The organism is Chromobacterium sp. LK1 (assembly GCF_001043555.1).
Lineage (GTDB): Bacteria > Pseudomonadota > Gammaproteobacteria > Burkholderiales > Chromobacteriaceae > Chromobacterium > Chromobacterium aquaticum.
This window is the reverse complement of sequence record NZ_LDUI01000018.1, coordinates 301,891-328,499: the sequence shown is the minus strand read 5'-3', so window position 1 is coordinate 328,499 and position 26,609 is coordinate 301,891. Positions and strand designations below refer to the sequence as shown.

Below are 26,609 nucleotides of genomic sequence, written 5' to 3'. Positions count from 1 at the left end.
GCACTCGCGATTCAGTACCAGCTGATGCCGGCCTTCTCGGTGGAGATCACCGTGCCGGCCTCACCCTTGACGATCTTCTCGATGTCTTCCAGCGCGCCGATCACCGCTTTCTTGCCGGTCAGGCGGGCGAACTCGCAAGCGGCTTCCACTTTCGGGCCCATCGAGCCGGCGGCGAAACCCAGCTTGTCCATTTCGTCCGGATGCGCCTGCTTGATGGCCTTGGCTTCCGGCGTGCCCCAGCCAACGAACACGCTTTTCACGTCGGTGGCGATCACAAAGTAATCAGCGTCGATTTCACGCGCCAGCAAGGCCGAGGCCAGATCCTTGTCGATCACCGCTTCCACGCCCACCAGCTTGTCGCCCTCGTACATGGTGGGAATGCCGCCGCCGCCGGCCGCGATCACGACCACGCCTTTTTCGATCAGCCATTTGATCGGGCGCATTTCGAAGATGCGCTTCGGTTTCGGGCTGGGCACCACGCGACGGAAGTATTCGCCGTCGGCCTTCACGGTCCAGCCTTTTTCCGCCGCCAGCTTGTCGGCTTCTTCCTTGCTGTAGACCGGGCCGACGAATTTGGTCGGGTTCTTGAACGCAGGGTCCTTAGCATCCACTTCGGTCTGGGTCAGGATGGTGGCGATCGGCACTTCGAACGGCAGCACATTGCCGAGCTCCTGCTCGACCATGTAACCGATCATGCCTTCGGTCTGCGCGCCCAGCACGTCCAGCGGATAGGGCGTCACTTTTTCGTCCACGTGGCGGGCGTAGGCATCGTTCTGCAGGCCCAGCAGGCCCACTTGCGGCCCGTTGCCGTGGCACATCACCAGGTTGTGGCCCAAGCGGGTCACGCCGGCCAGTTGTTCGGCGGCCACTTTGACGTTGGCGCGCTGGTTGTCGGCGGTCATGGCCTCGCCGCGACGTTGCAGGGCATTGCCGCCCAGAGCTACGACGACTCGCATATTCTGTTCCTTTTTTACTGCCGCGCCCGCCATTTGCAACGGCGAGCCGCGTTCTTGATGTGAAACCGGCCAAGGTTCCCGGTCAGGGAAGCCTTGGCCGGCAAAAGTGCAGCTAGGGATGCCTAGGGCCGAATCAATCGCCCAGCGTGGCCACCAGGATGGCCTTGATGGTGTGCATGCGGTTCTCGGCCTGCTCGAAGGCGATGCAAGCTTCGGACTCGAATACATCCTCGGTCACTTCGATGCCGTTGGCCAGGTCCGGGTATTGCGCGGCGATTTCCTTGCCCACCTTGGTTTCGCTGTTGTGGTAGGCCGGCAGGCAGTGCATGAACTTCACTTGCAGGTTTTCGGCGGCGGCCATCAGCGCGGCGTTCACTTGGTAAGGCTTCAGCAGCTTGATGCGTTCGGCCCAGACTTCGGCCGGCTCGCCCATGGACACCCATACGTCCGTGTGGATGAAGTCGGTGCCCTTGACCGCGGCCTTGGCATCTTCGGTCAAGGTGATGCGCGCGCCGGTCTTGGCGGCGATTTCACGGCACTGAGCAACCAGTTCGTCGGTCGGCCACAGGTGCTTGGGCGCGCCGATGCGCACGTCCATGCCCAGCTTGGCGCCGATCACCAGCAGGGAGTTGCCCATATTGTTGCGGGCGTCGCCCAGGTAGGTGTAGCTGATCTGGGAGATGGGCTTGTCGCTGTTTTCCCACATGGTCAGCACGTCGGCCAGCATCTGGGTCGGGTGCCATTCATCGGTCAGGCCGTTGTATACCGGCACGCCGGCGAACTTGGCCAGCTCGGTTTCCACCATGTGCTGGTCGAAGCCGCGGTATTCGATCGCGTCGTACATGCGGCCCAACACGCGGGCGGTGTCCTTCATCGATTCCTTGATGCCGATTTGCGAACCGGACGGCCCAAGGTAAGTCACGTTGGCGCCCTGGTCGTAGCAGGCCACTTCAAACGCGCAACGGGTGCGGGTAGAGGTTTTTTCAAAGATCAGGGCGATGTTCTTGCCCTTCAGGTGCTGCTGTTCGGTGCCGGTGTACTTGGCGCGCTTCAGGTCGCGGGCCAGGTCGAGCATGTAGCGGATTTCGCGCGGGGTGAAGTCCAGCATGCGGAGGAAGTTACGGTTGCGCAGATTGAAAGCCATGATATTGCTCCTGATTAGAGTCTGGGCAAGCCGGCCGTCGTTTCCGGGGAAACCGGCGGTCAACCTGTCTTTTTGCACATGAATCTTGGGTTTTCCTCCCGGCCGCGCCCGCGGCCGGGACACTACAGCTGAATTACAGTTTCACTTCGTCGCGAGTGATCGGGCAGGTCATGCAGTGACCGCCGCCGCGGCCGCGGCCCAGCTCGGAAGCCGGAATCTCGATCACCTCCACGCCATGCTCGCGCATCAGGCGGTTGGTGTAGGTGTTGCGGTCATAAGCCACCACCACGCGGCGATCCAGCGCCACCACGTTGTTGCCGTCGTCCCACTGCTCGCGTTCGCGCTGGTAGGCGTCGCCGCCAGTCTGGATCACGCGGATTTCCTTGAGACCCAGCGCCTGGCGCACTACTTCCACCAGGTGCACGCCTTCGTGGCGTTCGAAACGGATTTCACCTTCACGATCACCGGCGTACATGCTGGTGCAAGTGATGTCGTCCACCACGTCCGGGAACAGCGACAGCAGGTCGATGTCGAGGAAGCTGAACACGGTGTCCAGGTGCATCGCCGCGCGGGACTTAGGCATCTGGCAAGCGATCACGCGAGTGGCGCCGCCTTCCTTGCCCAGCACGCGCTTGGCCACTTGCACCACGGCCTGCGGGCTGGTGCGTTCGCCCATGCCGATCAGCACCACGCCGTTGCCGATAGGCATCACGTCGCCGCCTTCCAGCGTGGCCGGGCCGTGTTCCTGGTCGCAGTCGCCCCACCATACTTTCACCTTGCCGGCGAACATCGGATGGAATTTGTAGATGGATTGCAGGATCAGGGTTTCCTGACGACGAGCCGGCCAGTACATCGGGTTCAGCGTCACGCCTTCATAGATCCAGCAAGACGGGTCGCGCTGGAACAGGCTGTTCGGCACCGGCGGCAGCACGAACTCGGACTGGTCCAGATAGCCGCCGAACAGGCCTTTCGGGTCGAATGGCAATTCGAACTTGGCGATACCGCCCACCATGTGCTCGGCCAGTTGCGAAGACGGCATTTCATCCAGCCAGCTGCGCAGATCGTGCAGCATGCCGATACCTACGTTGTCGGCCTTGACCTTGCGATCCAGGATCCAGGCGCGGGAAGCCTTGTCATCCAATACCTTGGCCAGCGCCTCATGCACTTCCACCACTTCGATGCCGCGGGAGCGCATTTGCTCGACCATGTAAGCATGGTCTTTTTGTGCGCGTTCCACCCAGATCACGTCATCGAACAACAGGCCGTGGCAGTTGTCCGGGGTCAGGCGCTTATGCGCCAGGCCAGGACGGCACACCATCACAGTTCGCAACTTGCCGCACTCGGAATGAACACCAAACTTGGTCATGACAAACTCCTTAATGATATTGGGGGAGCTGGTGGAGGCCCGTGGATCTCGCGCGCCTCCGGTAATCTGCTACAGGGTTCCGGCTTAGAGCGTCAGCGCTCCGGTAGCCAGTTCATAGGCGGCGAACAAGCCCGCCACTACTATCAGTGCCGCCAGTACCGCTTCGGCGCCGGTGAATGCTTTCTCGCCGCGTTCCTTGCGAGCCCACAGGTAGAACAGCAGGCCCGGGGCGTACAGCACCATGGACAGGAACAGATACTTCAGGCCGGCGGCGTAGATCAGCCAGATGCCGTAGACCGAGGCGATGGCGGCGATACTGAACTCTTTGCCGCTGGACTCGCCCTGGGCGTAGCCTTCACCACGCTTGGCCACCAGCAAGGCGTAACCGGCGCACAACAGGTAGGGAATCAGAATCATCGAGGTGGCCAGCGACAGCAGCGCCAGGTAGCCCGCGGAGCTGAACAGCGTGATGATCAGGAACAGTTGGATCAGGCCGTTGGTCAGCCACAGCGAGGCGGCCGGGGAGCCATTGGCATTGGTGGTGCCGAACACTTTGGGCATCACGCCGTCCTTGCCCGCCAGGTAGGGCGCTTCGGAAGCCAGCAGCGTCCAGGCCAGCAGCGCGCCGCCCACCGAAATCACCAGACCCGCGTTCATCAGGTTGGCGCCCCAGGGACCGATGGCTTTTTCCAGCACATAAGCGGTGGACGGGTTCTTCAGCGCGGCCAATTCAGTCTGGGACATCACGCCCAGCGACAGCACCGATACCGCAACCAGCAGGGCGATGGTCAGCAGGAAGCCGATCACGGTGGCCTTGCCCACTTCTTTCATGTTTTCCGCACGGCTGGAGAACATCGACGCGCCTTCGATGCCGATGAACACCCACACCGTCACCAGCATGGTGCTCTTGACCTGATCAACGACCGAGCCGAGTTTGGCCGAACCCCAGAAGTCCAGATTAAAGGTCTCCACCTTGAAGGCGAAAATGACCAGCAGGATGAACAGCGCCAGCGGCACCAGCTTGGCCACGGTGGTAATGGTGTTGATGAAGGCCGCGCCATGCACGCCACGCAGCACCAGGAAGTGCAAGGCCCACAACAGGATGGACGCGCAGACGATGGCGGTGGTGGTATTGCCCTCGCCGAACACCGGGAACCAGAAGGCCAGCGCCGAGAACATCACCACAAAGTAGGACACATTGCCGATCCAGGCCGAAATCCAGTAACCCCAGGCCGAGTTGAAGCCCATGTAGTTACCGAAGCCCGCCTTGGCGTAGCCATACACGCCGCCTTCCACTTCCGGCTTGCGATTGGCCAACATCTGGAAGGCGAATGCCAGGGTCAGCATCCCGAAGAAGGTGATGACCCAACCGATCAGGATGGCGCCGGCTCCGGCGCCCGCGGCCATGTTCTGCGGCAATGAGAAGATACCGCCGCCGATCATGGAGCCCACCACCAGAGCGGTCAGCGCGCCAAGCTTGAGCTTGGGAGCGCCGCCGCCTTGGGTTTCAGTTTCCGTAGACATTTTCGTTCTCCGTGAGAGTACATTAACCTGCAAATCTGTTGTTATATAATTAAATTCTTATCATCTGAGACAATGGTATACCCCGGATTTAGTCATCGCCAGAACAGTCGAACATCCGTTTGACCTGCGTCAAATAGCGCTGTTACATCGCATCCGCCCCATACGGACAATAGAACAAAAGCTTTATAAAAGCCCTGCTCCCAAATGGCAGGGCAATCCATGTTGCTGTGCACAAAATAGTTAATTAACTATGAATTTAATTTTTCTTATAAATAAAACGCAATATCAGCCGGCAATGGAATCATCAAAACGGAAAAAGCACGCTTGGTGTCGGAGGGGGAATCAGCCAGCAGCCAGCCGATATTTGGAACAAGGCAAGAAAAGCGGCAAGTGCAGGCAAAGCATGGATGCTGAGCGACGGAGCAAAAAAAAGTGGATGCGGCCCACCACCGCATCCACCAACACACACATCAAGAGGATTGATTAAAGACTGTCCAGGTGGACGCCCTATTCCGGCTTTTTCACATTCTTGAAAATCGCCACCAAAGCGCCCAACACCACCAGCGTGGTCACCACAATGGTCACCAGGCTCAAAATACCGACGTCGTCGGAGAGAAGCAGAGTCAGAAGTTCCATCGCTACTCCTTAATCCGGGGCCATGCCCCATGTAGGTTTCTTGACCCTCATCTTAGCCAGTCCTGCCTGGAATCCATTGACCCAAATCAAACGGCATTATTCGGAAATTTGATGCAAGACAAATAACAAAGCCCTTGGCTATCGCCAAGGGCTCTTTTCTGAAAAATCAGTAATTTAGATCATTACAGTTTTAAATTCAGCAATACAGTTCGCGACGCCGGCACATAAAAAAACGTCCGCTGTCATTCCCTTACTTGCTGCCGCTCATGTCCTTGGACAGGAAGAAGGCGTCGGAGAAGAACTCATCTTCCGGCAAGCCACACTCGCGGGTGAAGCTGCCATGCGCCGCCTCCACCATGACCGGCGCGCCGCAGGCATAGACCTGGTAACCGGACAGATCGGCGAAGTCTTCCAGCACCGCCTGGTGAACAAAGCCGACGCGGCCCGCCCACTCGTCGCCAGGCAGCGCGTCGGACAGCACCGGGATGAAGGTGATGTTGGGGTTCTGTGCCTGCCAGCCACCGGCCAGTTCGGCCATATAAAGGTCGGCCTTGGCGCGCGCGCCCCAGTAGAACACCATCTCGCGTTGGATGCCGCTGTGGATCGCGTGTTCGATAATGCCTTTGACCGGCGCGAAACCGGTGCCGCTGGCAACGAAGATGATGGGCTTGTCGGAATCCTCGCGCAGGAAGAAGGAACCCAGCGGTCCCTTGAAGCGCATGATCTCGCGCTCCTTCATCTGGCTGAACACATAATCGGAGAAGGAACCACCGGGCTGGTGACGGATATGCAGTTCCAGAAACGCGTCGTCGTGCGGCGCATTGGCGATGGAGAAGCTACGCTTCTTGCCATCCTTCATCAGGATGTCGATGTATTGACCCGCCTTGAACTGCAGGCGCTCCGACACCGGCAGCTTGAGCTTGAGCACCGCCACGTCGTGGATCTTCTCTATCTTCTCGACGCGGCACGGCAGGGTCTTGATCTGGATATCGCCGGCGCCGGCCACTTCGCGCGCCTCGATGGTGATGTCGCCCTGCGGCCGGGAACAACAGAACAGCGCCATGCCTTGAGCGCGCTCGGCCTCGGTCAAGGCTTTTTCCTGGTAACCGTCCTGGCTCACTTCGCCTTCCAGCACTTTACCCTTGCAAGCGCCGCAGGCGCCGTCACGGCAGCCGTAGGGCAGGCCCACGCCCTGGCGCAGCGCCGCCTCCAATACAGTTTCATGCGGCTCGACGCCAAATGTGTGCCCACTGGGGAGCACTTTCACCTGCGCTGTCATCTATTTCCTCTACTCGATATCTGGCTACAATGCGCACTATGCGAACCTTGCTGATCATCGGCGCCGGCGATGTCGCGCGCCGCGCCCTGCCTGAACTGGTCCGCCACTGGCGGGTACTGGCGCTATGCCGCTCCAGCGCCGCGGCGGCGGAACTGCGCCGTCAGGGCGTCACGCCCATCCGCGGCGACCTGGACCATCCCGCCTCTTTGCGCCGGCTGGCCGGCCTGGCCGACGATCTATTGCTGACCGCTCCCCCCCAGGAAACCGGCCGCAAGGACTTGCGCATGCGCAAGTTGTTGTCTGCGTTGGCAAAAGGTTGCAGGATACCACAGCGCTTGGTCTACATCAGCACCAGCGGCGTGTACGGCGACGCCGGTGGCGCCTGGCTGAACGAAAGCGCCCGCCCCCGTCCGCGCAACGACCGCGCCTGGCGTCGGCTGGACGCCGAGACCCAGCTGCGCCGCTTCGCCGCCGCCCACGGCAGCCAGCTCGTGGTGTTGCGCGCGCCGGGCATTTACGCTGACGAGCGCCTGCCGCTGAGCCGCTTCGCCACCCAGGCCCCGCTGATCGTTCCCGAGGAAGACAGTTGGAGCAACCACATCCACGCCGACGACCTCGCCGCCGCCTGCGTGGCGGCGCTGCAACAATGCCGCGGCGGAAGCCGCGTCTACAATGCCTGCGACGATCAACCGCTGCAAGTCAGCGCCTGGTATCGCCAACTATCCGCCACTCTGACGCTGCCACTGCCGCCGCTGCTGCCCCGCGACGCCGTCCGTAGCCAGCTCTCCGCGGGTCTATGGTCTTATCTGGCGGAATCGCGGCGGCTGGACAACCGGCGCCTGCGCAGCGAATTGCTGCCCCGGCTGCGCTGGCCAAGCACCGCCGACTATCTGGCCGCGCTGGCCCAAGCGCCGGAACGCATCACTGCCGTGCTCGCCTCGACGGCCAAGATTCGGTAACATCGCGGTTTTTTTGAGTTTTCAGCAGGCTTCACTCTATGGAAAATCCGGCATTTCAACGCGCCATCCGCAGCTTTGTACTACGTCAAGGCCACCTGTCTCCCGGCCAACAGCGCGCGATGGATGAAGGCATGCCGCGCTGGGGCATCGCATACCGCCCCGAGCGCGTCGACCTGGAACAGGCCTTCGGTCGCGCGGCGCCCAAGATTCTGGAGATCGGCTTCGGCATGGGCGGCGCCACCGCCGAAATCGCCGCGGCCAATCCGGACAAGGACTATCTTGGCGTGGAAGTGCACTCGCCCGGCGTCGGCAATCTGTGCAAGCTGATCGCGGAAAAGGAATTGAGCAATCTGCGCATCATCCGCCACGACGCGGTGGAGGTGCTGGACCATATGCTGGCCGACGGTAGCCTGGACGGCGTGCACATATTCTTCCCCGACCCGTGGCACAAGAAACGCCATAACAAGCGCCGCCTGATCCAGGCGCCGCTGGTGGAAAAGCTGATCACCAAGCTCAAACCCGGTGGCTACCTGCACGCCGCCACCGACTGGGAAGACTACGCGCTGCAGATCATGGAAGTCTTCAGCGCCCAGCCGCAGCTGGCCAACAACGCCGACGGTTACGCGCCGCGCCCGGACTACCGCCCGCTGACCAAGTTTGAAGCCCGCGGCATCAAGCTGGGCCACGGCGTGTGGGATGTGATTTTCCGCCGGCGCTGATGCCCGCTCGGACCCGCCGCCAGCGGCGGGTCTCAGTCCTCTCTAGGCAGCAAGGCCTTGATATCCTCCAGCAGTTCATGCGGCTCCACCGCCGGCTCGTAACGCTTGAGCACCCTGCCCTTGCCATCGATCAGGAATTTGGTGAAGTTCCATTTCACCGGATGCGGATGGGTGGAATCGGCCTGAGTCAGCCAGCGCCATAGCGGGTGCGCTCGCGGCCCGTTGACGTCCAGCTTGGCGAACAAGGGAAAACTCACCTCGAAGCGTGTCCGGCAAAAACGCTCGATCTCGGCTTCGCCTCCCGGCTCCTGACCGCCGAACTGATTGCAAGGAAAGCCCAGCACCACCAGTCCGCGGTCGCCCAGGCTTTGCTGCAAGTCCTGCAAGCCAGCGTATTGCCGGGTATAACCGCACTCGCTGGCGGTATTCACCACCAGGACGACTTGGCCGGTGTACGCCGACAGCGGCTGCTCGCTGCCGTCTATGCGCGCGGCGGAGAAATCGTAAAGCGTGGTCATGGCCACCTCCGTCTCGTATAATAAGGGCTCCCGAGAATCCACTCAGGCACTATCCGAATGTTGTTCAATCCCAGCCGGCAAGACGCCCGGCGCTTCTTTTTCGACACCTGGCAGAAATCCAAATCCGGCGCGGACTTGTCCGATCTGGAAAAGATGGTGCTTCCCATTCTTATAGACCACCCGGAGTATCACGCCATTCTGGATCGTCCGGAACAGTATATGGAACAGGAGTGGACGCCGGAAATGGGCCAGAGCAACCCCTTCCTGCATCTGGGCCTGCATGTGGCGATAGAGGAACAACGCTCCATCGACCAACCCTTCGGCATCCGTTCCTTGTATGCGCAGCTAGCCTTGCGCCACGGCAGCGAGCACCAGGCACAACACTCAATGATGGACTGTCTGGGCGAAATGATCTGGCATGCGCAGCGCCACGGCGGCGGTCCGGACGTGAACCGTTATATCGGCTGCATCCGCGGCAAGCTGGGCATGGGCGCGGAGGAGCAAGCGCGCGTCAATCCCAATGAAATCCCGGACTGAAGCGAAGCCGGTCCCCAGCCTCACCCACACGCCCGGCCCTGCCGGGCGTGTCGCATTGGCGCGAGCTTCAGGCAAAAAAAGAGCCGTGGGGGGAAACCCTCCACGGCGATCAAGCGGGGCAGCTCATACTGGCAGAGCCAGAAGAGCAACATCATCCTATTCTCATATTAAACATAATGCAAATTGTTTTTAAATAGTTAACAACAAATAAATTATAAAATCATTTATATAAACTATACGTTTAAAATATCGCCCATAAAAAAGCCGGCATGACGCCGACTCTTTCACCCCGCTCCACCTCAAACCAGGCGGTTGCGCGACTCCCCGGCCACGAAGGCGCCGATATTCTCCACCAATTGCGCGGCCAGCCGCTCCATCGCCTGCCGGCTGGCCCAGCTGATGTGCGGCGTGACGATCAGATTGGGCAAACGGGTCTTCAGCAAGGGATTGCCGTTCACCGGCGGCTCCTCACTGAGCACGTCAACACCCGCGCCACCCAGTTGCCCGTATTTCAGCGCGGCCACCAGATCCGCCTCGTTGACCAGCCCCCCGCGAGCGGTATTGATCAATAGAGCACCGGGTTTCATCACAATCAACTCCGGCTGCGCGATCAAATCGCGCGTTTCCTCGCTCAGCGGGCAATGCAGGGAAATCACGTCGGCCTGCGCCAGCACCGCTGCGAAAGCCGCATAGCCGGGTCTGACTTCGCTGGCGCCCTTGCGCTCGGCGAACAAGACCCGCATGCCCAGCGCGGCGGCCAGCTCACCCAAGCGCCGTCCGATGCCACCCGCGCCGATGATGCCCAGCGTCGCCCCGCGCAAATCGCGGATCGGCGCGCCAAAGTGGCAGAACTGCCGCGATTGCTGCCAGATGCCGGCGGCGACGTCGCGCTGATAAGCCGGCAAGTTCTTGGCCAGCGCCAGCATCAGCGTCAGCGCGTGCTCGGCCACGGTGTCATCGCCATAGTTGCGGATATTGCATACCGCGATGCCCAGTTCGCGACAGGCGTCCAGATCGACATGGTTGTAACCGGTGGCGGCGATGGCCACCAGTTTCAGGCCCGGCAACTGTTCCAGCGTGTCGCGGCGCAGTGGTACCTTATTGCTGATGACGATGTCGGCGCCCGAGCAATTCATCGCCGCGTCTTCGACGCTGGTGGACGGGAATTCATGGTACTCGGCCGGGAACGGCAGAAGCGGAACCGGGACAGGCAAGCTGTCCCGGTCAAGAAATACGACGGAGTGGGTCATCAGCTATTCAGTCATCTCTCGAAGGTGATCAAGTCGCGGTAAGCATGCCAGCTGGCCAGCGCCAACACCGGCATGATGATGATCAGACCGAGAAAATAGGTCACGAAGCCCACCGCGCTCAGCGCCACAATGATAGCCGCCCATATCCCCATCGTCAGCACATTCTTCAGCACCGCCTGCACGCTGGCGATCATCGCGGTGACGGTATCGACTTCCTTGTCCAGCATCAGCGGGATGGACACCACGCTGACCGAAAACACCACTTGGGCAAACAGAAAGCCGACCGCGAAATAGGCGACCAGGAAGACGATATTATCCGGGTTGAACGCATTGACGACGATATCGTTCAAGGATGGCAGCGCGGCGGTGTCGTAGAACAGCGCGAACATCAGCAAGGACACGCGGAACCAGCCGAACACCAGCACCGCCAGCAAGGCAGCGTACAAGGTGAAGGCCGGCAGGTTCACTCGCCAGGCGGACATGCTGTGCGCCAGCTTGACCCGGCCGTGGCCGTCGAAGGCCTCCATCTGCTTGGCGATATCGTACAAGCCTATCGCCAGGAAGGGGCCGGCCAGCAGGAAGATGGTGGCGAAGGTGATGATCAATTCCGGCGAATGCTCGGAATACAAGGTCAGCAGATAGCCCATCAGCACGAACACCGCGCCGTAGAACAGGCAGTCGGCCGGCGCTTTCTGGAAATCGCGGAAGCCTTTTTTCAGCCACTGCAGCGGCCGCAGGGTTTCCACTTTGCGCGCAACCGGGCGGTCGCGCGGGATATCGTGAGTCACGTCCATGGCAAGTCCCCCTCAGGTATGGTGCGAGCAGCCCCGCATCCTTTCCGTTATACCCCACGCGATGCAAAACACAAGCTGGCCATCCGGCTGCTATAATCCGCCGATTAGCACGGGGCCGCGCCCGGCCGCCTTGGCCCGACCCCATCCCGCGCATCCGCGAAAGGAATTCCAATGAGCGAACTGATTATTGAAGAACTGGCAATCGGCGACGGCGCGGAAGCCGTCAGCGGCCAGGAAGTCACCGTGCATTACACCGGCTGGCTGACCGACGGCACCAAGTTCGACTCCAGCAAGGACCGCTTCCAGCCGTTCAGCTTCCCGCTGGGCGCCGGCTATGTGATCAAGGGCTGGGACCAGGGCGTGCTCGGCATGAAGGTGGGCGGCAAGCGCAAGCTGACCATCCCGGCCGAACTGGGCTATGGCGCGCGTGGCGCCGGCGGCGTGATTCCGCCCAATGCCACTCTGGTATTCGAAGTGGAACTGCTGCAAGTGGGTTGAACCCCAACCACGCAAGGATGTAAAAAAAGCTTCCCCTGGGAAGCTTTTTTCATTGGTGGCGCTGGCTTATTTCTTCACGCACTGATGCTGGCGCCGGCGGCGCATCCAGGCAAAGGCCACGCCCAGCAGCAAGGCCGCCACCACCGCCAGGATGCCGGCCTGGCCGCGATGCACCATGGTCATCAGCCACTCGCGGTTGGCGGCGCCGTAATAGCCTAGATACACCCATACCGGCACCGAGATCAACGCGGCGAAACCGTCCATCACCAGGAAACGCCAGTAGGACACCCGCCGTGTCATGCCGGCGGTGATGAAGATGGGGGAACGCAGGCCCGGCAGGAAGCGGGCGACGAACAACACCCAATTGCCGTACTTCTCGAACTTCTCCTGCACCGCCTCGAAGCGCTCCTGAGTCAGGATGCGCGCGATGGGCCGGAATTTCAGCACTCGGTTGCCGAACACCCGCCCGGCGGTGAACATGATGCCGTCGCCGGCCAGCACGCCGGCCATGCCGACCACGAACATCCAATGCACATTGGTATAGCCTAGGCCGGAGATGATGCCTCCGGCCACCAGGGTGATGTCTTCCGGAATCGGCACGCCGAAACCGCATACCAGCAACACAGTGAACACGGCGAAATAGCCGTAGCCAGTGAAAAAATCGAGAAGTATTTGCAGAGTGTCCATTTTATTCCGCTTGCCGCCATGTCTCCGTTCAGGACGATCCTGGCGCGGCTGCGTTATCGGGGTACATCACCAGGGGCTTATAATAGCACACCTCCAACGCAGACTTTCTTGACATGACTCGCCCTATCCAGGTGGAAATCCACCGCTCCGCCATCCGCCACAACTACCTGCTGTCCCGTGCCCAGGCGCCGCAATCCAAGGCTTACGCCGTGCTCAAGGCCAATGCCTACGGCCATGGCCTGCTCGACGCGGTCCAGGCCTTGGCCGATGTCGCCGACGGCTTCGCCCTGCTCAATATCGAGGATGCCATCCGCCTGCGCGAAGCCGGCGTCCAGCAGGACATCGTGCTGCTGGAAGGCGCTTTCGACGCCGAGGAAGCCGCGGCGATGGCGCATTACCGGCTGGGCGGCGCGGTACATTCCCAACAACAGATAAGCTGGCTGGCCAAAGGTTCCGCCCAACAGCCGGTTTCTTGCTGGCTCAAGATCAATAGCGGCATGAATCGGCTGGGTTTCACGCCGGCCGAAGCCGCCGCCGCGCTGGCGCAATTGCGCGCGCAGCCCGGCGCTCGCGTCGACGCCCTGATGACTCACTTCGCCAGCGCCGACGACGACTACGGCGTCGCCGAACAATGGGGCCGCTTCCAGCCGCTGATCGCGCCCAGCGGTCTGCCGGTCAGCGCCGCCAACTCCGCCGCGCTGTTCCGCCACCCGCATACCCACGGCGCCATCGTGCGCCCCGGCATCGTGCTCTACGGCAGTTCGCCGTTTGCCGACACCGATGCCGCCGGCCTGGGCCTGCGTCCGGCGATGACGCTGAGCAGCCGCGTCATCGCGGTGCAAAAGGTGCCGGCCGGCGATGCCGTCGGCTACGGCCGCCGCCTGGTGGCCGAAGGCGAGATGCGCATCGGCATCGTCGCCTGCGGCTATGCCGACGGCTATCCGCGCATCGCCGCCAACGGCACGCCGGTCGCGGTGGACGGCCACCCGACGGGCACGGTCGGCCGGGTATCGATGGACATGCTGGCGGTGGATTTGAGCAAGCTGCCGCAGGCCGGCATCGGCAGCCGGGTCGAGCTGTGGGGCCCGCAAGTGCCGATAGAACGCGTCGCGGCTGGCGCCGACACCCTGGGCTATGAGCTGATGTGCGCGGTGGCGCCGCGGGTGCCGCGCCTCGTCCATAACTGAAGCCAGCCGCAAGCGGCCAGCAAACCCAAGGCGGCGCCGCTCCAGTGCGCCGATGCCAATACCGGTTCTCCGCCGCTCCAGCTGAGCGGGAACAGGCTCTGCCACGCCAGCCGCCCCAGCAAGACGGCCAGCCACATGCCGCGCCAGCGCGGCTGGGTCAGCGCCAGCGCCGCCCACCAGCAATAGACCAGGCCGGAGGCGCCGACGAAGGCCTGCGGCGTCGGCCACAGCCATTGCATCGCGGCGATGGCCGGCGGCGCCGCCAAGGCCAGCGTCAGCAGCAGCGGCGCTCTATCCCGCCCCAGCCATGCCAGCAAGGCCAGCGCCGCGCTATTGAGGCAGGCGTGGCGCGCGTCGGCGTGCACCCAGCCCCCACTCAGCAACCGCCACCACTCCGCGGCGTTCCACGGCTCGAAGCGCCATGACAGCGCCGCCGCGCCCCAGGGCGCGGCCAGCGGCAGCATGACGACGACGAGCAGCCATGGCCAGCCGTCGATGCTCCCTGGTTTCAGCGCTTGCGGCGCCACGCCGCCATCGCTGCCACCGCGCCAAGGCCCAGCAGCATGAGCAGCCCACCCTCGTCCGCCGCCGCCACCGCGTTGCCGCGGCGCGCCACATCGACGTACAAGGGATCATGGTCGGAGGAACGATAGGCATCCGCCGCATAGTACTTCTGCTGCTGTTCCGCGCTCTTGAACTCGCTGCTGTACTCCAGCGCCGTCGGCTCGTCGGCGTTGATGTGCCACTCCCCGGCCGCCAGCACCATGGAACTCAGCGCCTTGTCGGCCAAGGCGTGGTCCAGATTGCCGGACTCGCCGTTGAACACATAGGAATAGGCGTCGCGGCTCCAGCGCGCCAGCAGATTGTTGAAGCCGGCGCTTTCAAACGCGCGGATCGGATCTTCCTTGGCGTAGGAATTCATATCTCCCAGCAGCAGCATGCCATCGTTGGGGCCGGGCTGCGGCCGGGTGGCGTACCAGGCCATCAGATCGCGCACTGCTTGCACCCGGGTCAGATTGCAATTGCCCTGGCCGTCGCCCTTGTCCACGTCGGACTGGCCGTCCACCACCTGGTCGGCGCAGCTGCTGCCCTTGGACTTCAGGTGATTGACCGCCACGGTGACCCGGCTCTTGCTCTTGGCGTCGAGCACAAAGGTCTGCAGCAATGCCGGCCGGTTCTTCTGCGGATTGCCTATCACCCTCACCTCGGCCTTGCCCTCCGCCGTCACCGTGGCCGGACGGTAGATCAGGCCGGTGGTGATCGCGTCGCTGCCCACCTGCGGCAGGCCGGGGTTGGCGAAACGGTATTGCTTGGGCTGCGGCTGGCCCTGGTTCAAGGCGTTGACCAGGTCCTGGATCGCCGAATAGCGGTCGAAGCCGTCATTCTCGATTTCCATCAGTCCGACCACATCGGCGTCCAACTGACGAATCGCCGCCACGATCTTGGCGCGCTGACGCTCGAAATCCTGCTGGGTCTTGGCGCCGCGCGGCGTCGGGAAGCCCTTGCCCTGGCCATCGCCATTGAAGAAATTGAGCACATTGAAGCTGGCGAAACGCACGCTTTCCGGCAGGCGCTTGGGCGCGCCGGGACGCGGATTGCTGGCCACCGCGCGCGGCGCAGCCAGCGGCTGCAGACGGTATTTGCCGAAGGCGTAGCTGACCACGCCGGTCACGCCATCCAGACGATCGCCGCTGCGCAAGGTCTGGCTGGCGGACAAGCCGCCGGGCGCCGGCAGCCAGGCATTGGCGTTCTGGATCTGCAGGCCGTCGTCCAGCGTCAGCTTATCCAGTTGATTGGCCTCGCTCAGCGCCTTGGCCTCGGCGCTGCCGGGCAGGAAACGCTGGGTCGCGGTCCACAACCGCGGCTGGCTGGACAGCGTCAATTCACCATAGCGGCCGTAGTCGTAATTGGCGGCGACATAGACCGGGCCTTCCAGCCGCACCGCCATGCCGGCCAACGCTTCCAGCTGGGCGCTGGATTGCAGCGGCAGGCGCAGGCTGGCGTAGGTCAGCGGCTCGCGGTAGGCGCACTGCTCCACCGCGGCGATGCTGGCCGGAGTGATCTGAGTTTCGCTGGCGGCGTCGCCCTTGCGGCTGTACTCGGACACCTTGCCGGTGACGCGCACCACGTCGCCGGGTTTAAGCGTCGGCGCGGCCAGATTGCCGAGAAACACGAAGATGCCTTCCGAGGTGGCCGGGTCCGCATCCTGGTCCCGCGCCTCTTCTTGCAGATAGAAGCCACGCAATTGGCCGGTTCCGGTGAAGGCGCCACTGACCACGCCCTCCACGGTCACGGTCTTGCCTTGTAGCGGGCTGCCGACGACGCGGCCCTGCACATCATGGATCAGGGTGGCGCCGGCGGCGCCACAGGCGGCCTGGGCCAAGGCCGGAACCGCCAGCGCCACTGCCATGGCGACCGGGCTCAAGGCCTTGAATGCTTTTGCTGTTTTCATGGTCTGGTTTCATCACGAGCGTAAGGAGCGCTGATTCTAACCAGAGCGCAATGACAAAAAGATGTCATTAGATACAGTTGCACGCAAAGTCACTATCTGTATGTTTCGCTTAAAAACAATAAGCGCCATTTCTTTCCAAATTCAGGCAATAAAAAACGCCAAACAGAAATTGTTTGGCGTTTTCATGCTGATGCCGACAGCCGCCGGCTGTCGCGCTCAAGCGACTTGCCGAATCGCCTCCGCAATCGTCTGCGCCCATTGATCGGCGAGGATCTTGTCGTCGGCCTCCACCATCACCCGCACCACCGGCTCGGTGCCGGACGGGCGCAACACCACGCGGCCGCGGCCTTGCAAGGCCTGCTCGGCGGCGGCCAGCTGCGCCGCCGACGCGCTCTTCCAGTCGCAGCCATTATGACGGACATTGATCAGCGTCTGCGGATAAGGCTGCCAGTCGCTGCAGGCATCGGCCAGGCTCATGCCCAGATCGGTCAGGCTAGCCAGCACTTGCAGGCTGGAGATGATGCCGTCGCCGGTGGAATGGCAATCCAGGCACAGGATGTGGCCGGAAGCTTCGCCGCCCACCTGCCAGCCCTGGCCGTGCAGCATTTCCAACACATAGCGGTCGCCGACCTTGGCGCGGCCGAAGGCCACGCCCTGCTTGTTCAACGCCAGCTCCATCGCCAGATTGGTCATCACCGTGCCCACCACGCCGCCCTTGAGCTTGCCGGCCGCCGCGCGCGCCTTGGCGATCACGTAGATCAGCTGGTCGCCATCATAGACAGTGCCGTCGCGGTCCACCATGATCAGGCGGTCGCCGTCGCCGTCCAGCGCGATGCCGTAATCGGCGTGATGCTCCAGCACCGCCACTTGCAGGGTCTTGGGATAGGTGGCGCCCACCTTCTCGTTGATATTGTAGCCGTCCGGCTCGCCGCCTATGGTCACCACCTCGGCGCCCAATTCGTGGAACACCTTGGGCGCCACGTGATAGGTGGCGCCGTGGGCGCAATCCACCACCAGCTTCAAGCCCTTGAGATCGCGGTCGTTGGGGAAGCTGCTCTTGCAGAATTCGATGTAGCGCTCCACCGCGCCCTCGATGCGACGCACCCGGCCCAATTGCTCGGAGGGATTGGTCACCATCGGCTGCTCCAGCATCGCCTCGATTTCCAGTTCGACCGCATCATCCAGCTTCTTGCCGCCTTCGGCGAAGAACTTGATGCCGTTATCCTGGAAGGGATTGTGCGAGGCGGAAATCATCACTCCGGCCTCAAGGCGCAGCGCGCGGGTCAGGTAGGCGATGCCCGGCGTCGGCAGCGGGCCGGTCAACAGCACATTGACGCCGGCGGCGGAAAAGCCGGCTTGCAGCGCGGCTTCCAGCATATAGCCGGAAATCCGGGTGTCCTTGCCTATCAGCACCGTCGGACGATGCCCCTTGTCGTGGTCCACCAGCACCCGGCCGGCGGCATAGCCCAGTTTCATCACGAATTCCGGCGTGATCGGGAACTGGCCGACCTCGCCGCGCACGCCATCGGTGCCAAAGTATTTACGGCTCATGTTTTTCTCTCGAATCCGGCCGGCTTCTGGCCAACCGCGGTAATCGCTACGCCGGCTATTGTGCGCCAGGCGTACCCCTTAGTTCAATCCTTCCAAAGCGGCCAGCACTTGCAGCGCCTGCTGCGTGGCCTTCACATCGTGCACGCGGATGATGCGCGCGCCGCGCCGCGCCGATTCCAGCGCCACCGCCACGCTGGCGCCCAGCCGCTCCGCCGGCACCGCTTCGCCGGTGATCGCGCCCAGCATGGATTTGCGGCTCAAGCCCACCAGCAGCGGCGTGCCTGCCGCGCGCTCGATCTCGGGGAGGCCGCGCAGCAGCGCCAGATTGTGTTCCAGCGTCTTGCCGAAACCGAAACCGGGATCGGCCAGCAAGCGTTCGCGTGCGATGCCGGCGTCCAGGCACAGCTGGACGCGCCGCGCCAGGTAGCCGGCCACTTCGGCCACCACGTCAGCGTACTCCGGACGATCCTGCATGGTGTCCGGATTGCCCTGCTTGTGCATCAGGCAGATCGCCGCGTCCGCGCCCGCCACCAATTCCAGCGCGCCCGCGTCTTCCAGCGCCGACACATCGTTGACCAGGTCCACCGCGCCCAAGGCCAGCGCCTCGCGCATCACCGCCGTGCGGCGCGTGTCCAGCGACAGCGGCGCGCCCAGCTCGCGCAGGCGCTCCAGCACCGGCAGCACCCGCTCCATTTCCTGTTCCGGGCTGACATGGGGCGCATTGGGCCGCGTGGATTCGCCGCCGATGTCGAGGACAGCCGCGCCTTCGGCCAGCATCCGCTCGGCATGCCGTAAAGCCTGGTCCAAGGCGTTGAAGCGGCCGCCATCGGAAAAGGAGTCCGGGGTGACGTTCAGAATGCCCATCACCAGCGGACGAGACAGATCGAGCGTGAAGCGCCCGCATTGCAAAGAGGGTTTCATGATCTGACTACGCTCATGGATGGGTATGAATTGTCGCAAAAAAACCGGGCAAGCCCATCAAGGCTTGCCCGGCTTCTTCACTTAAGGTCTCAGACTTCCTGGGCCGGATCGGCGCTGACCTCCGCCGCCGGCGGCGTCGGCTTGTCTTCCTGCGGCTTGGCCGCGAAACCGGCGCCCGGCTTGGGCGGACGCGGCGGCTTGCCGTCCATCAGATCGTTGATCTGATCCGCGTCGATGGTTTCCCATTCCAGCAGCGCGGCAGTCATCGCTTCCACCTTGTCGCGGTTCTCTTCCAGCAGGCGGCGCGCCAGCGCGTACTGCTCGTCGATGATGCGGCGGATTTCAGCGTCCACCTGCTGCATGGTGGCTTCGGACAGGTTCTTGTGGGTGGTGATGGAGCGGCCGAGGAAGACTTCGCCCTCGTTCTCGCCGTACACCATCGGGCCCAGCTTGTCGCTCATGCCGTAGCGGGTCACCATGTCGCGCGCCATTTGCGTGGCGCGCTCGAAGTCATTGGAAGCGCCGGTGGTCATCTGGTTCATGAACAGCTCTTCCGCGATGCGGCCGCCAAACAGAATGGCGATGCGGTCCAGCAGATAGCCGCGATCATAGGCGAAGCGATCCTGTTCCGGCAGCTGCATGGTCACGCCCAGCGCGCGACCGCGCGGGATGATGGTGACCTTGTGCACCGGATCGGCCTTGGGCAACAGCTTGGCGACGACGGCGTGGCCGGACTCGTGATAAGCGGTGTTGCGCTTCTCTTCCTCGGTCATCACCATGCTGCGGCGCTCGGCGCCCATCATGATCTTGTCCTTGGCGGACTCCAGGTCCTCCATGTCCACCAGGCGCTTGTTGCGGCGCGCGGCGAACAAGGCGGCTTCGTTGATCAGGTTGGCAAGGTCGGCACCGGAGAAGCCCGGCGTACCGCGCGCGATCACCTCGGCGTTGACGTCGGCGGCGATAGGCACCTTGCGCATGTGCACGCCCAGGATCTGTTCACGGCCGCGGATGTCCGGCAACGGCACCACCACCTGGCGGTCGAAACGGCCAGGACGCTGCAGCGCCGGGTCCAGCACGTCCGGACGGTTGGTCGCGGCGATCACGATCACGGTGGAATTGGTGTCGAAACCGTCCATTTCCACCAACAGTTGGTTCAGCGTCTGTTCGCGCTCGTCGTTGCCACCGCCGAGACCGGCGCCGCGCTGACGACCGACCGCGTCGATCTCGTCGATGAAGATGATGCACGGCGAGTTCTTCTTGGCTTGCTCGAACATGTCGCGCACGCGGGCCGCGCCCACGCCGACGAACATTTCAACGAAGTCGGAGCCGGAGATGCTGAAGAACGGCACCTTGGCCTCGCCGGCGATGGCCTTGGCCAGCAAGGTCTTGCCGGTACCGGGCGAGCCGGCCAGCAGGATGCCGCGCGGAATGCGGCCGCCCAGGCTCTGGTAGCGGGAAGGATCGCGCAGGTAATCGACGATCTCCTTCACCTCTTCCTTGGCCTCGTCGCAGCCGGCGACATCGGCGAAGGTGACGGTGTTGGCGTCCTGGTCCAGCATCCTGGCCTTGCTCTTGCCGAAGGAGAACGCGCCGCCCTTGCCGCCGCCCTGCATCTGGCGCATGAAGAACACCCAGACGCCGATCAGCAACAACATCGGGAACCAGCTGATGAAAATATTCATCAGCATGGACGGCTCTTCTTCCGGCTTGGCGGAGAAGCGGACGTTGTTCTTGATCAGGTCGTCGACCAGTTGCGGATCGTAGGGCGCGTAGGTGCTGAACGCGGAGCCGTCGGTCAGCTTGCCTTTCAGCCATTGCCCGCGCAGCGGGTGGCCTTCTATGGTCAGGGACTGGACCTTGCCGGACTCGACATCGCTGATGAACTGCGAATATTCAAGCTGATTCTGGGTATCCTGACGCTTGTTGAACTGATTGAATACCGTCATCAGTACCAAACCGATGATGACCCATATCGCGATGTTTTTGCCGATATTGTTCACGAGTAGCGGACTCCTCTGTGCCCTGACTTTTTGGTTGCTTGTCTAGATATTTGCTTTGATTGTACGCCGCGAGCCACTTTATGTCAGCGTCGGCCTTTGCCCAGCAGGTAAATTTCGCTGGAACGGTCGCGCGACGCTTTCGGCTTGCGGGTGACTACCTCGTCGAACAGCTCGCGCATGGACTTGAGATAGGCTTGGAAATCGCTGCCCTGGAACACTTTGACGAGAAAATGGCCGCCAGGTTTCAAATGATCCCGCGCAAATTCCAGCGCCAGCTCGCATAACAGGAAACTCCTGGCCTGGTCCATGGCGCTCATGCCTGACATATTGGGCGCCATATCGGAAATTACAAGGTCCAATTCGCGGCCGCCGAGCAATTGCACGAATTGCGCCAGCACTTCTTCCTCGCGGAAGTCGCCCTGGATGAAGTCGACGCCGGGCACCGGATCCATGTCCAGGATGTCGAGCGCGAACACCTTGCCGCTGTCGCCGACGATGCGCGCCGCCACCTGCGACCAGCTGCCGGGCGTGGAGCCGAGGTCGGCCAGCACCGTGCCGGGACGGATCAGCTTGTCCTTGTCGTTGATTTCCAGCAGCTTGTAAGCGGCGCGCGCGCGATAGCCGTCTTTCTGCGCCTGGTTGACGTAGGGGTCGTTGACATGTTCCTGCAGCCAGCCATTGCTGCTCTTGCTTCTAGCCATTGCGCTAGCTCCGTTGGTGGGACAACAGGCCAGCCGCGCTATCCTGTTGTTTTTCAGTTATTTTAGGCGCGGACTTTGGGAAAGCGCGCAAATTCGAGTAGAATCCGCTTTTGCTTTGTAAATCCGTATTTCCATGAAAATTGAACTCAAGCCGTTCCAGCGCAAACATTTGCAGGGACTGGCGCACGGCCTCAACCCGGTGGTGATGATAGGCAATAACGGCCTGACCGACGCGGTGATCCGCGAAATCGCCATCAATCTGGACGCGCACGAACTGATCAAGGTCCGCGTGCTGGGCGACGACCGCGAAGCGCGCGTCGCCATGTTCGAGCAGATCTGCGAAGACCTGGGCGCCGCCCCGGTTCAGCATATCGGCAAGCTGCTGGTGCTGTGGCGCCCCAGCGATAAGGAACGCATCGTTCTGCCCAAGAACAAGCAAGCGCTGAAGGGCTGAACGCCGCTCGCGGCGATCGCGCTTCGTAGAAAAGCGGTGGCATGCCACCGCTTTTGTTTTGTCCGCTCCCAAGGGAGCGCTACGGCGAGCCGTAGCTTAATCGTTGCGCCAGACGTAGACCAAGCCCATCAGGCTCTGCACCAGATAGATCAGGCTGGAAATCGCGTGCCAGGTGGCGAAGCCGCCGCCGAACAGGCCTTCGGCCGCATGATTCATCTGCGCCTTGAGATTGGCGATGATGGGGGTAACGGCGAAGTGATTGATCAGCGTGCAGGCCAGCATGCCCATCACCAGCCAGAAGCCGCTTTCCTTGACCCCGGCCGCGCCGTTGCGGCGGATATGGTCGACCAGCAGGATCACCCCGCACACCAACCCCACCCAGGCGATGCTGGCGAACAGCTTGCCGGCCACCATGCCGGCGGTGACCCGGTCCAGCATGGCGAACAGCACCGGCGCCACGATGATGCCTATCACCCACAAGCCGCCAATCCAGAAGGTCTTGGCGATGGAACGCAATCCATCCATGTCTCAGTCCTCTCCCGCGCCGCGCCGAGCGCCAGGCCTAGGCCCGCGCCCCGCCGCCATCAGATGTATTTGACGTCGAGCACTTCGTATTCGCGGATGCCGCCCGGAGCCACCACTTCGGCCACGTCGCCGGCTTCCTTGCCGATCAGCGCGCGCGCGATCGGGGAGTTCACCGATACCTTGCACACCTTGATGTCGGCTTCGTCGTCGCCGACGATCTGGTAGGTGACGTTTTCCTCGCTCTCCAGATCCATCAGTTCGACGGTGGCGCCGAACACCACGCGGCCATCGGCATCCAGCTCGGCCGGGTTCACGATCAGCGCATTGGAAATCTTGCCTTCCAGTTCCGCGATGCGGCCTTCGACAAAGCCCTGGCGTTCCTTGGCCGCGTCGTATTCGGCGTTCTCGGACAAGTCGCCATGCGAGCGGGCTTCGGCAATCGCCTCGATCACCGACGGACGTTCCACGCTCTTGAGGCGTTGCAGCTCTTCTTTCAGAAGTTCGGCACCGCGCACGGTCAACGGGACTTTGATCATTTCAGAATTCTCTCCAGAGGCGGCACTCCGCCTTCATCAAAAGCACAAGCCGCCGTACTGGACGGCGGCTTGAAGTAGCGGGTTATGGGGGGATTGTAACGGCAAACCGCTCCCGCTTCCAAGCCCCCACGGACTAAGCCGCCGTCAGTCTCAACCCTGGATCTGGCTGTGCAGCTCTTGCACGCTGTAGACGTCGAACTCCTCGGCGTGGGCCATGCCCACGCACACCGCCTTGGCGCCGGCCAGGGTGGTGTATTGCGGAATCCGCGCCTGCAAGGCCGAGCGGCGGATGGAGTGGCTGTCCTGAATCGCCTGGCGCTTCTCGTCCACGGTATTGATCAGCAGATCGATTTCCGAGTTCTTGATCATGTCGACGATGTGCGGACGGCCTTCATTGACCTTGTTGACCACCTGCACCACGATGCCGGCGGCGGACAAGTGCTTGGCGGTGCCGCGCGTCGCGCAGACGCCGAAGCCCAGGCGCTGCAGTTCGCGCGCCACTTCCACCGCGCCGTTCTTGTCGCTGTCGCGCACCGACAGGAACACCTTGCCGGTCTTGGGCAGGCGGTCGCCGGCGCCCAGCTGGCCCTTGACGTAGGCTTCGGCGAAGGTCTTGCCCACGCCCATCACTTCGCCGGTGGACTTCATTTCCGGCCCCAGGATGGTGTCGACGCCGGGGAACTTGATGAAGGGGAAGACCGCTTCCTTCACCGCGTAGAACGGCGGGATCACTTCCTTGGTGAAGCCTTGCTCGACGAGACCGATGCCGGCCATCGCGCGCGCGGCGATCTTGGCCAGCGGCGCGGAAGTCACTTTGGAGACAAAGGGCACGGTGCGGCTGGCGCGCGGATTCACCTCCAGCACGTAGATGGTGTCGCCCTGGATGGCGAACTGTACATTCATCAGGCCGACCACGTTCAGCGCGCGGGCCATGGCCACGGTCTGGCGGCGGATTTCGTCCTGCACCGCCGGGAACAGGCTGTAGGGCGGCAGCGAGCAAGCGGAGTCGCCGGAGTGGACGCCGGCCTGCTCCACGTGCTGCATGATGCCGCCGATCACCACGCTGTCGCCGTCGGACACGCAATCGACATCGACTTCGATCGCATCATTGAGGAAGCGGTCCAGCAGCACCGGGCTGTCGTTGGACACCTTCACCGCCTCGCGCATATAGCGTTCCAGGTCGGCCGGCTCATGGACGATTTCCATCGCGCGGCCGCCCAGCACGTAGGACGGGCGCACCACCAGCGGGTAACCGATTTCCTCGGCCAGCTTCATCGCTTCGGCCGGCGCGCGCGCGGTGCGGTTGGGCGGCTGCTTCAGGCCCAGCTCGTTCAGCAGCTTCTGGAAGCGCTCGCGGTCCTCGGCGGCGTCTATCATGTCCGGCGTGGTGCCGATGATGGGCACGCCGTTGGCTTCCAGCGCGCGCGCCAGTTTCAGCGGAGTCTGGCCGCCGTACTGGACGATGACGCCGAACGGTTTTTCGATGCGGCAGATTTCCAGCACGTCTTCCAGCGTCAGCGGCTCGAAATACAGACGGTCCGAGGTGTCGTAGTCGGTGGACACGGTTTCCGGGTTGCAGTTGACCATGATGGTCTCGAAGCCGGATTCACGCAACGCCAGCGCCGCGTGCACGCAGCAGTAGTCGAACTCGATGCCCTGGCCGATGCGGTTGGGCCCGCCGCCCAGCACCATCACCTTCTTGCGGTCGGACGGATTGGATTCGCACTCTTCCTCATAGCTCGAGTACATATAGGCGGTATTGGTGGCGAACTCGGCGGCGCAGGTGTCGACGCGCTTGTACACCGGGTGCAGGTTCAAGCTCCAGCGCTTGGCGCGCACCGCGGCCTGGTCCGAGCCCAACAGTTCGCCCAGACGGCGGTCGGAGAAGCCCTTGCGCTTCAGGCGACGCAATTCGGCGTAGTCCAGTTCTTCCACCTTGCGGCCGGCCAGCGCTTGTTCTTCGCCGATCAGGTCTTCGATCTGAGCCAGGAACCAGGGGTCGATCTTGCTGACCGCGTGGATGTCGTCGCGGCTCATGCCGATGCGGAAGGCGTCGGCCACGTACAGGATGCGCTCCGGTCCCGGCGTGCCCAGTTCGTGGCGGATCGCCGCTTCGTCGCTGGTCACCGGATCGAAGCCGGCCAGGCCGGTTTCCAGGCCGCGCAGCGCTTTCTGCATCGATTCCTGCAAGGTGCGGCCCATCGCCATCACTTCGCCCACCGATTTCATCTGGGTGGTCAGACGGTCGTCGGCCTGCGGGAATTTCTCGAAGGCGAAACGCGGGATCTTGGTGACCACGTAGTCGATGGACGGCTCGAAGGAGGCCGGGGTCGCGCCGCCGGTGATGTCGTTCTTCAACTCATCCAGCGTGAAACCCACCGCCAGCTTGGCGGCGATCTTGGCGATGGGGAAACCGGTGGCCTTGGACGCCAGCGCCGAGGAGCGGCTGACGCGCGGGTTCATTTCGATGACGATCATCTCGCCGGTGGCCGGATTGGTGGCGAACTGCACATTGGAGCCGCCGGTGTCCACGCCGATCTCGCGCAGCACCGCCAGGCTGGCGTTGCGCATGATCTGGTATTCCTTGTCGGTCAGCGTCTGCGCCGGCGCCACGGTGATGGAGTCGCCGGTGTGCACGCCCATCGGATCGAAGTTCTCGATCGAGCAGATGATGATGCAGTTGTCGTTCTTGTCGCGCACCACCTCCATCTCGTACTCTTTCCAGCCCAGCACCGATTGTTCGATCAGCAGCTCATGGGTGGGCGAGGCTTCGAAGCCGCGCTCGCAGATGGCCAGGAATTCTTCGCGGTTGTAGGCGATGCCGCCGCCGGAGCCGCCCATGGTGAAGGACGGGCGGATCAGCGTCGGGAAGCCCACCTTGGCCTGCGCTTCCAGCGACGCTTCCATGGTGTGGCAGACGAAGGACAGCGGGCAGGACAGGCCGATCTTGGCCATCGCCTCCTTGAAGCGGCCGCGGTCCTCGGCCTTGTCGATCGCGTCCTCGGTGGCGCCGATCAGCTCCACCTTGTATTTTTCCAGCACCCCGTTCTTGGCCAGGTCCAGCGCGCAGTTGAGCGCGGTCTGCCCGCCCATGGTCGGCAGGATGGCGTCCGGACGCTCCTTGGCGATGATCTTTTCCACCACCTTCCAGGTGATGGGCTCGATGTAGGTGACATCGGCCATGTCCGGGTCGGTCATGATGGTGGCCGGGTTGGAGTTCACCAGGATGACTTTGTAGCCCTCTTCGCGCAGGGCCTTGCACGCTTGCGCGCCGGAGTAGTCGAATTCGCAGGCCTGGCCGATGACGATGGGGCCGGCTCCGATGATCAGAATGCTTTTGAGGTCGCTACGCTTTGGCATGGTTCTACTCTTTATGATTGCATTTTGTTTGCCGCGAAGCCCGGGCGCCTGGGAC

General features: G+C 62.7%; 25 protein-coding genes. 6 read left to right on the top strand and 19 right to left on the bottom strand.

Translation table 11 applies throughout. The features are described from left to right. Positions 1 to 11 precede the first annotated feature (11 nt). From arcC to VI26_RS10050, 6 genes are all read right to left on the bottom strand, one after another. A complete protein-coding gene (arcC, locus tag VI26_RS10070) occupies positions 12 to 956 on the bottom strand; it encodes a carbamate kinase (RefSeq protein WP_019103860.1) in 945 nt (314 codons plus the stop codon). A 133-nt stretch (positions 957 to 1,089) separates the two neighbouring features. After that, on the bottom strand, positions 1,090 to 2,100 hold the full coding sequence (locus VI26_RS10065) for an ornithine carbamoyltransferase (RefSeq protein WP_048409588.1): 1,011 nt from the start codon (positions 2,098 to 2,100) through the stop codon (positions 1,090 to 1,092). Between the two features lie 133 nt (positions 2,101 to 2,233). Next, positions 2,234 to 3,466, bottom strand: coding sequence for an arginine deiminase (locus VI26_RS10060; protein WP_048409587.1), 1,233 nt, complete (start codon positions 3,464 to 3,466; stop codon positions 2,234 to 2,236). An 84-nt stretch (positions 3,467 to 3,550) separates the two neighbouring features. After that, positions 3,551 to 4,990, bottom strand: a complete 1,440-nt coding sequence (arcD, locus tag VI26_RS10055) for an arginine-ornithine antiporter (RefSeq protein WP_048409586.1) — start codon at positions 4,988 to 4,990, stop codon at positions 3,551 to 3,553. 507 nt (positions 4,991 to 5,497) lie between these two features. Further along, positions 5,498 to 5,626: a DUF3149 domain-containing protein gene (locus VI26_RS23845; RefSeq protein ID WP_019103856.1), complete on the bottom strand. Its 129-nt coding sequence runs from the start codon at positions 5,624 to 5,626 to the stop codon at positions 5,498 to 5,500. A 250-nt stretch (positions 5,627 to 5,876) separates the two neighbouring features. Next, positions 5,877 to 6,905: a CDP-6-deoxy-delta-3,4-glucoseen reductase gene (locus VI26_RS10050; RefSeq protein WP_048409585.1), complete on the bottom strand. Its 1,029-nt coding sequence runs from the start codon at positions 6,903 to 6,905 to the stop codon at positions 5,877 to 5,879. A 38-nt stretch (positions 6,906 to 6,943) separates the two neighbouring features. Here VI26_RS10050 and VI26_RS10045 point away from each other — a divergent pair, with 38 nt between their 5' ends. Together VI26_RS10045 and trmB are read left to right on the top strand one after the other, a co-directional pair. Next, positions 6,944 to 7,864 (top strand): NAD-dependent epimerase/dehydratase family protein, encoded by a 921-nt coding sequence (locus VI26_RS10045; RefSeq protein WP_048409584.1) that lies wholly within the window; start codon positions 6,944 to 6,946, stop codon positions 7,862 to 7,864. 38 nt (positions 7,865 to 7,902) lie between these two features. Beyond that, the gene (trmB, locus tag VI26_RS10040) at positions 7,903 to 8,583 is read left to right on the top strand and encodes a tRNA (guanosine(46)-N7)-methyltransferase TrmB (RefSeq protein WP_048409583.1); all 681 of its coding nucleotides are present in this window, start codon (positions 7,903 to 7,905) and stop codon (positions 8,581 to 8,583) included. Between the two features lie 32 nt (positions 8,584 to 8,615). On the opposite strand, the gene VI26_RS10035 is transcribed toward trmB, so the two are convergent. Next, complete coding sequence (locus VI26_RS10035) at positions 8,616 to 9,101, bottom strand: glutathione peroxidase (protein ID WP_048409582.1); 486 nt, start codon at positions 9,099 to 9,101, stop codon at positions 8,616 to 8,618. A 57-nt stretch (positions 9,102 to 9,158) separates the two neighbouring features. Between VI26_RS10035 and VI26_RS10030 the strand changes: the two genes are divergently transcribed. Next, positions 9,159 to 9,638, top strand: a complete 480-nt coding sequence (locus VI26_RS10030; protein WP_048409581.1) for a DUF1841 family protein — start codon at positions 9,159 to 9,161, stop codon at positions 9,636 to 9,638. Positions 9,639 to 9,937: 299 nt separating this feature from the next. Here VI26_RS10030 and VI26_RS10025 read toward each other — a convergent pair whose 3' ends face one another. Together VI26_RS10025 and VI26_RS10020 are read right to left on the bottom strand one after the other, a co-directional pair. After that, positions 9,938 to 10,888 (bottom strand): D-2-hydroxyacid dehydrogenase, encoded by a 951-nt coding sequence (locus VI26_RS10025; protein ID WP_048409580.1) that lies wholly within the window; start codon positions 10,886 to 10,888, stop codon positions 9,938 to 9,940. Positions 10,889 to 10,899: 11 nt separating this feature from the next. Beyond that, the gene (locus VI26_RS10020; RefSeq protein ID WP_048409579.1) at positions 10,900 to 11,682 is read right to left on the bottom strand and encodes a DUF2189 domain-containing protein; all 783 of its coding nucleotides are present in this window, start codon (positions 11,680 to 11,682) and stop codon (positions 10,900 to 10,902) included. Positions 11,683 to 11,853: 171 nt separating this feature from the next. Between VI26_RS10020 and VI26_RS10015 the strand changes: the two genes are divergently transcribed. Beyond that, positions 11,854 to 12,180 carry an FKBP-type peptidyl-prolyl cis-trans isomerase gene (locus VI26_RS10015; RefSeq protein ID WP_048409578.1) on the top strand — a complete coding sequence of 109 codons (327 nt, stop codon included), beginning with the start codon at positions 11,854 to 11,856 and terminating at the stop codon, positions 12,178 to 12,180. A 66-nt stretch (positions 12,181 to 12,246) separates the two neighbouring features. On the opposite strand, the gene VI26_RS10010 is transcribed toward VI26_RS10015, so the two are convergent. Continuing rightward, entirely contained in the window at positions 12,247 to 12,867 is a 621-nt protein-coding gene (locus tag VI26_RS10010; RefSeq protein WP_048409577.1) for a DedA family protein, read from the bottom strand. 113 nt (positions 12,868 to 12,980) lie between these two features. Between VI26_RS10010 and alr the strand changes: the two genes are divergently transcribed. Continuing rightward, positions 12,981 to 14,054, top strand: a complete 1,074-nt coding sequence (gene alr, locus VI26_RS10005) for an alanine racemase (RefSeq protein ID WP_048409576.1) — start codon at positions 12,981 to 12,983, stop codon at positions 14,052 to 14,054. Here the strand turns inward: alr and VI26_RS10000 are convergent. The 6 genes from VI26_RS10000 to rlmE form a co-directional block, all read right to left on the bottom strand. Further along, complete coding sequence (locus VI26_RS10000) at positions 14,000 to 14,581, bottom strand: rhomboid family intramembrane serine protease (protein ID WP_048409575.1); 582 nt, start codon at positions 14,579 to 14,581, stop codon at positions 14,000 to 14,002. The two genes, alr and VI26_RS10000, sit on opposite strands and share 55 nt — an antisense overlap. After that, positions 14,563 to 16,506 carry an ExeM/NucH family extracellular endonuclease gene (locus VI26_RS09995; RefSeq protein ID WP_053074348.1) on the bottom strand — a complete coding sequence of 648 codons (1,944 nt, stop codon included), beginning with the start codon at positions 16,504 to 16,506 and terminating at the stop codon, positions 14,563 to 14,565. The genes VI26_RS10000 and VI26_RS09995 overlap by 19 nt, the downstream gene beginning before the upstream one ends. Before the next feature lie 216 nt (positions 16,507 to 16,722). Next, the gene (gene glmM, locus VI26_RS09990; RefSeq protein WP_048409574.1) at positions 16,723 to 18,057 is read right to left on the bottom strand and encodes a phosphoglucosamine mutase; all 1,335 of its coding nucleotides are present in this window, start codon (positions 18,055 to 18,057) and stop codon (positions 16,723 to 16,725) included. Between the two features lie 78 nt (positions 18,058 to 18,135). Then, a complete protein-coding gene (gene folP / locus VI26_RS09985; protein WP_048409573.1) occupies positions 18,136 to 18,978 on the bottom strand; it encodes a dihydropteroate synthase in 843 nt (280 codons plus the stop codon). Between the two features lie 89 nt (positions 18,979 to 19,067). Continuing rightward, the gene (gene ftsH, locus VI26_RS09980; protein ID WP_048409572.1) at positions 19,068 to 20,978 is read right to left on the bottom strand and encodes an ATP-dependent zinc metalloprotease FtsH; all 1,911 of its coding nucleotides are present in this window, start codon (positions 20,976 to 20,978) and stop codon (positions 19,068 to 19,070) included. Between the two features lie 83 nt (positions 20,979 to 21,061). Continuing rightward, positions 21,062 to 21,679: a 23S rRNA (uridine(2552)-2'-O)-methyltransferase RlmE gene (rlmE, locus tag VI26_RS09975; protein WP_048409571.1), complete on the bottom strand. Its 618-nt coding sequence runs from the start codon at positions 21,677 to 21,679 to the stop codon at positions 21,062 to 21,064. A gap of 139 nt (positions 21,680 to 21,818) precedes the next feature. On the opposite strand from rlmE, the gene yhbY reads away from it, so the two are divergent. Beyond that, positions 21,819 to 22,133, top strand: a complete 315-nt coding sequence (yhbY, locus tag VI26_RS09970) for a ribosome assembly RNA-binding protein YhbY (RefSeq protein ID WP_369799205.1) — start codon at positions 21,819 to 21,821, stop codon at positions 22,131 to 22,133. Positions 22,134 to 22,229: 96 nt separating this feature from the next. Here the strand turns inward: yhbY and VI26_RS09965 are convergent, their stop codons facing one another. The 3 genes from VI26_RS09965 to carB form a co-directional block, all read right to left on the bottom strand. Further along, positions 22,230 to 22,658 carry a DUF4149 domain-containing protein gene (locus VI26_RS09965; protein WP_048409569.1) on the bottom strand — a complete coding sequence of 143 codons (429 nt, stop codon included), beginning with the start codon at positions 22,656 to 22,658 and terminating at the stop codon, positions 22,230 to 22,232. Positions 22,659 to 22,717: 59 nt separating this feature from the next. Beyond that, the gene (gene greA, locus VI26_RS09960) at positions 22,718 to 23,194 is read right to left on the bottom strand and encodes a transcription elongation factor GreA (RefSeq protein WP_048409568.1); all 477 of its coding nucleotides are present in this window, start codon (positions 23,192 to 23,194) and stop codon (positions 22,718 to 22,720) included. A 150-nt stretch (positions 23,195 to 23,344) separates the two neighbouring features. After that, positions 23,345 to 26,554, bottom strand: a complete 3,210-nt coding sequence (gene carB, locus VI26_RS09955) for a carbamoyl-phosphate synthase large subunit (RefSeq protein WP_048409567.1) — start codon at positions 26,552 to 26,554, stop codon at positions 23,345 to 23,347. Positions 26,555 to 26,609: the final 55 nt, after the last annotated feature.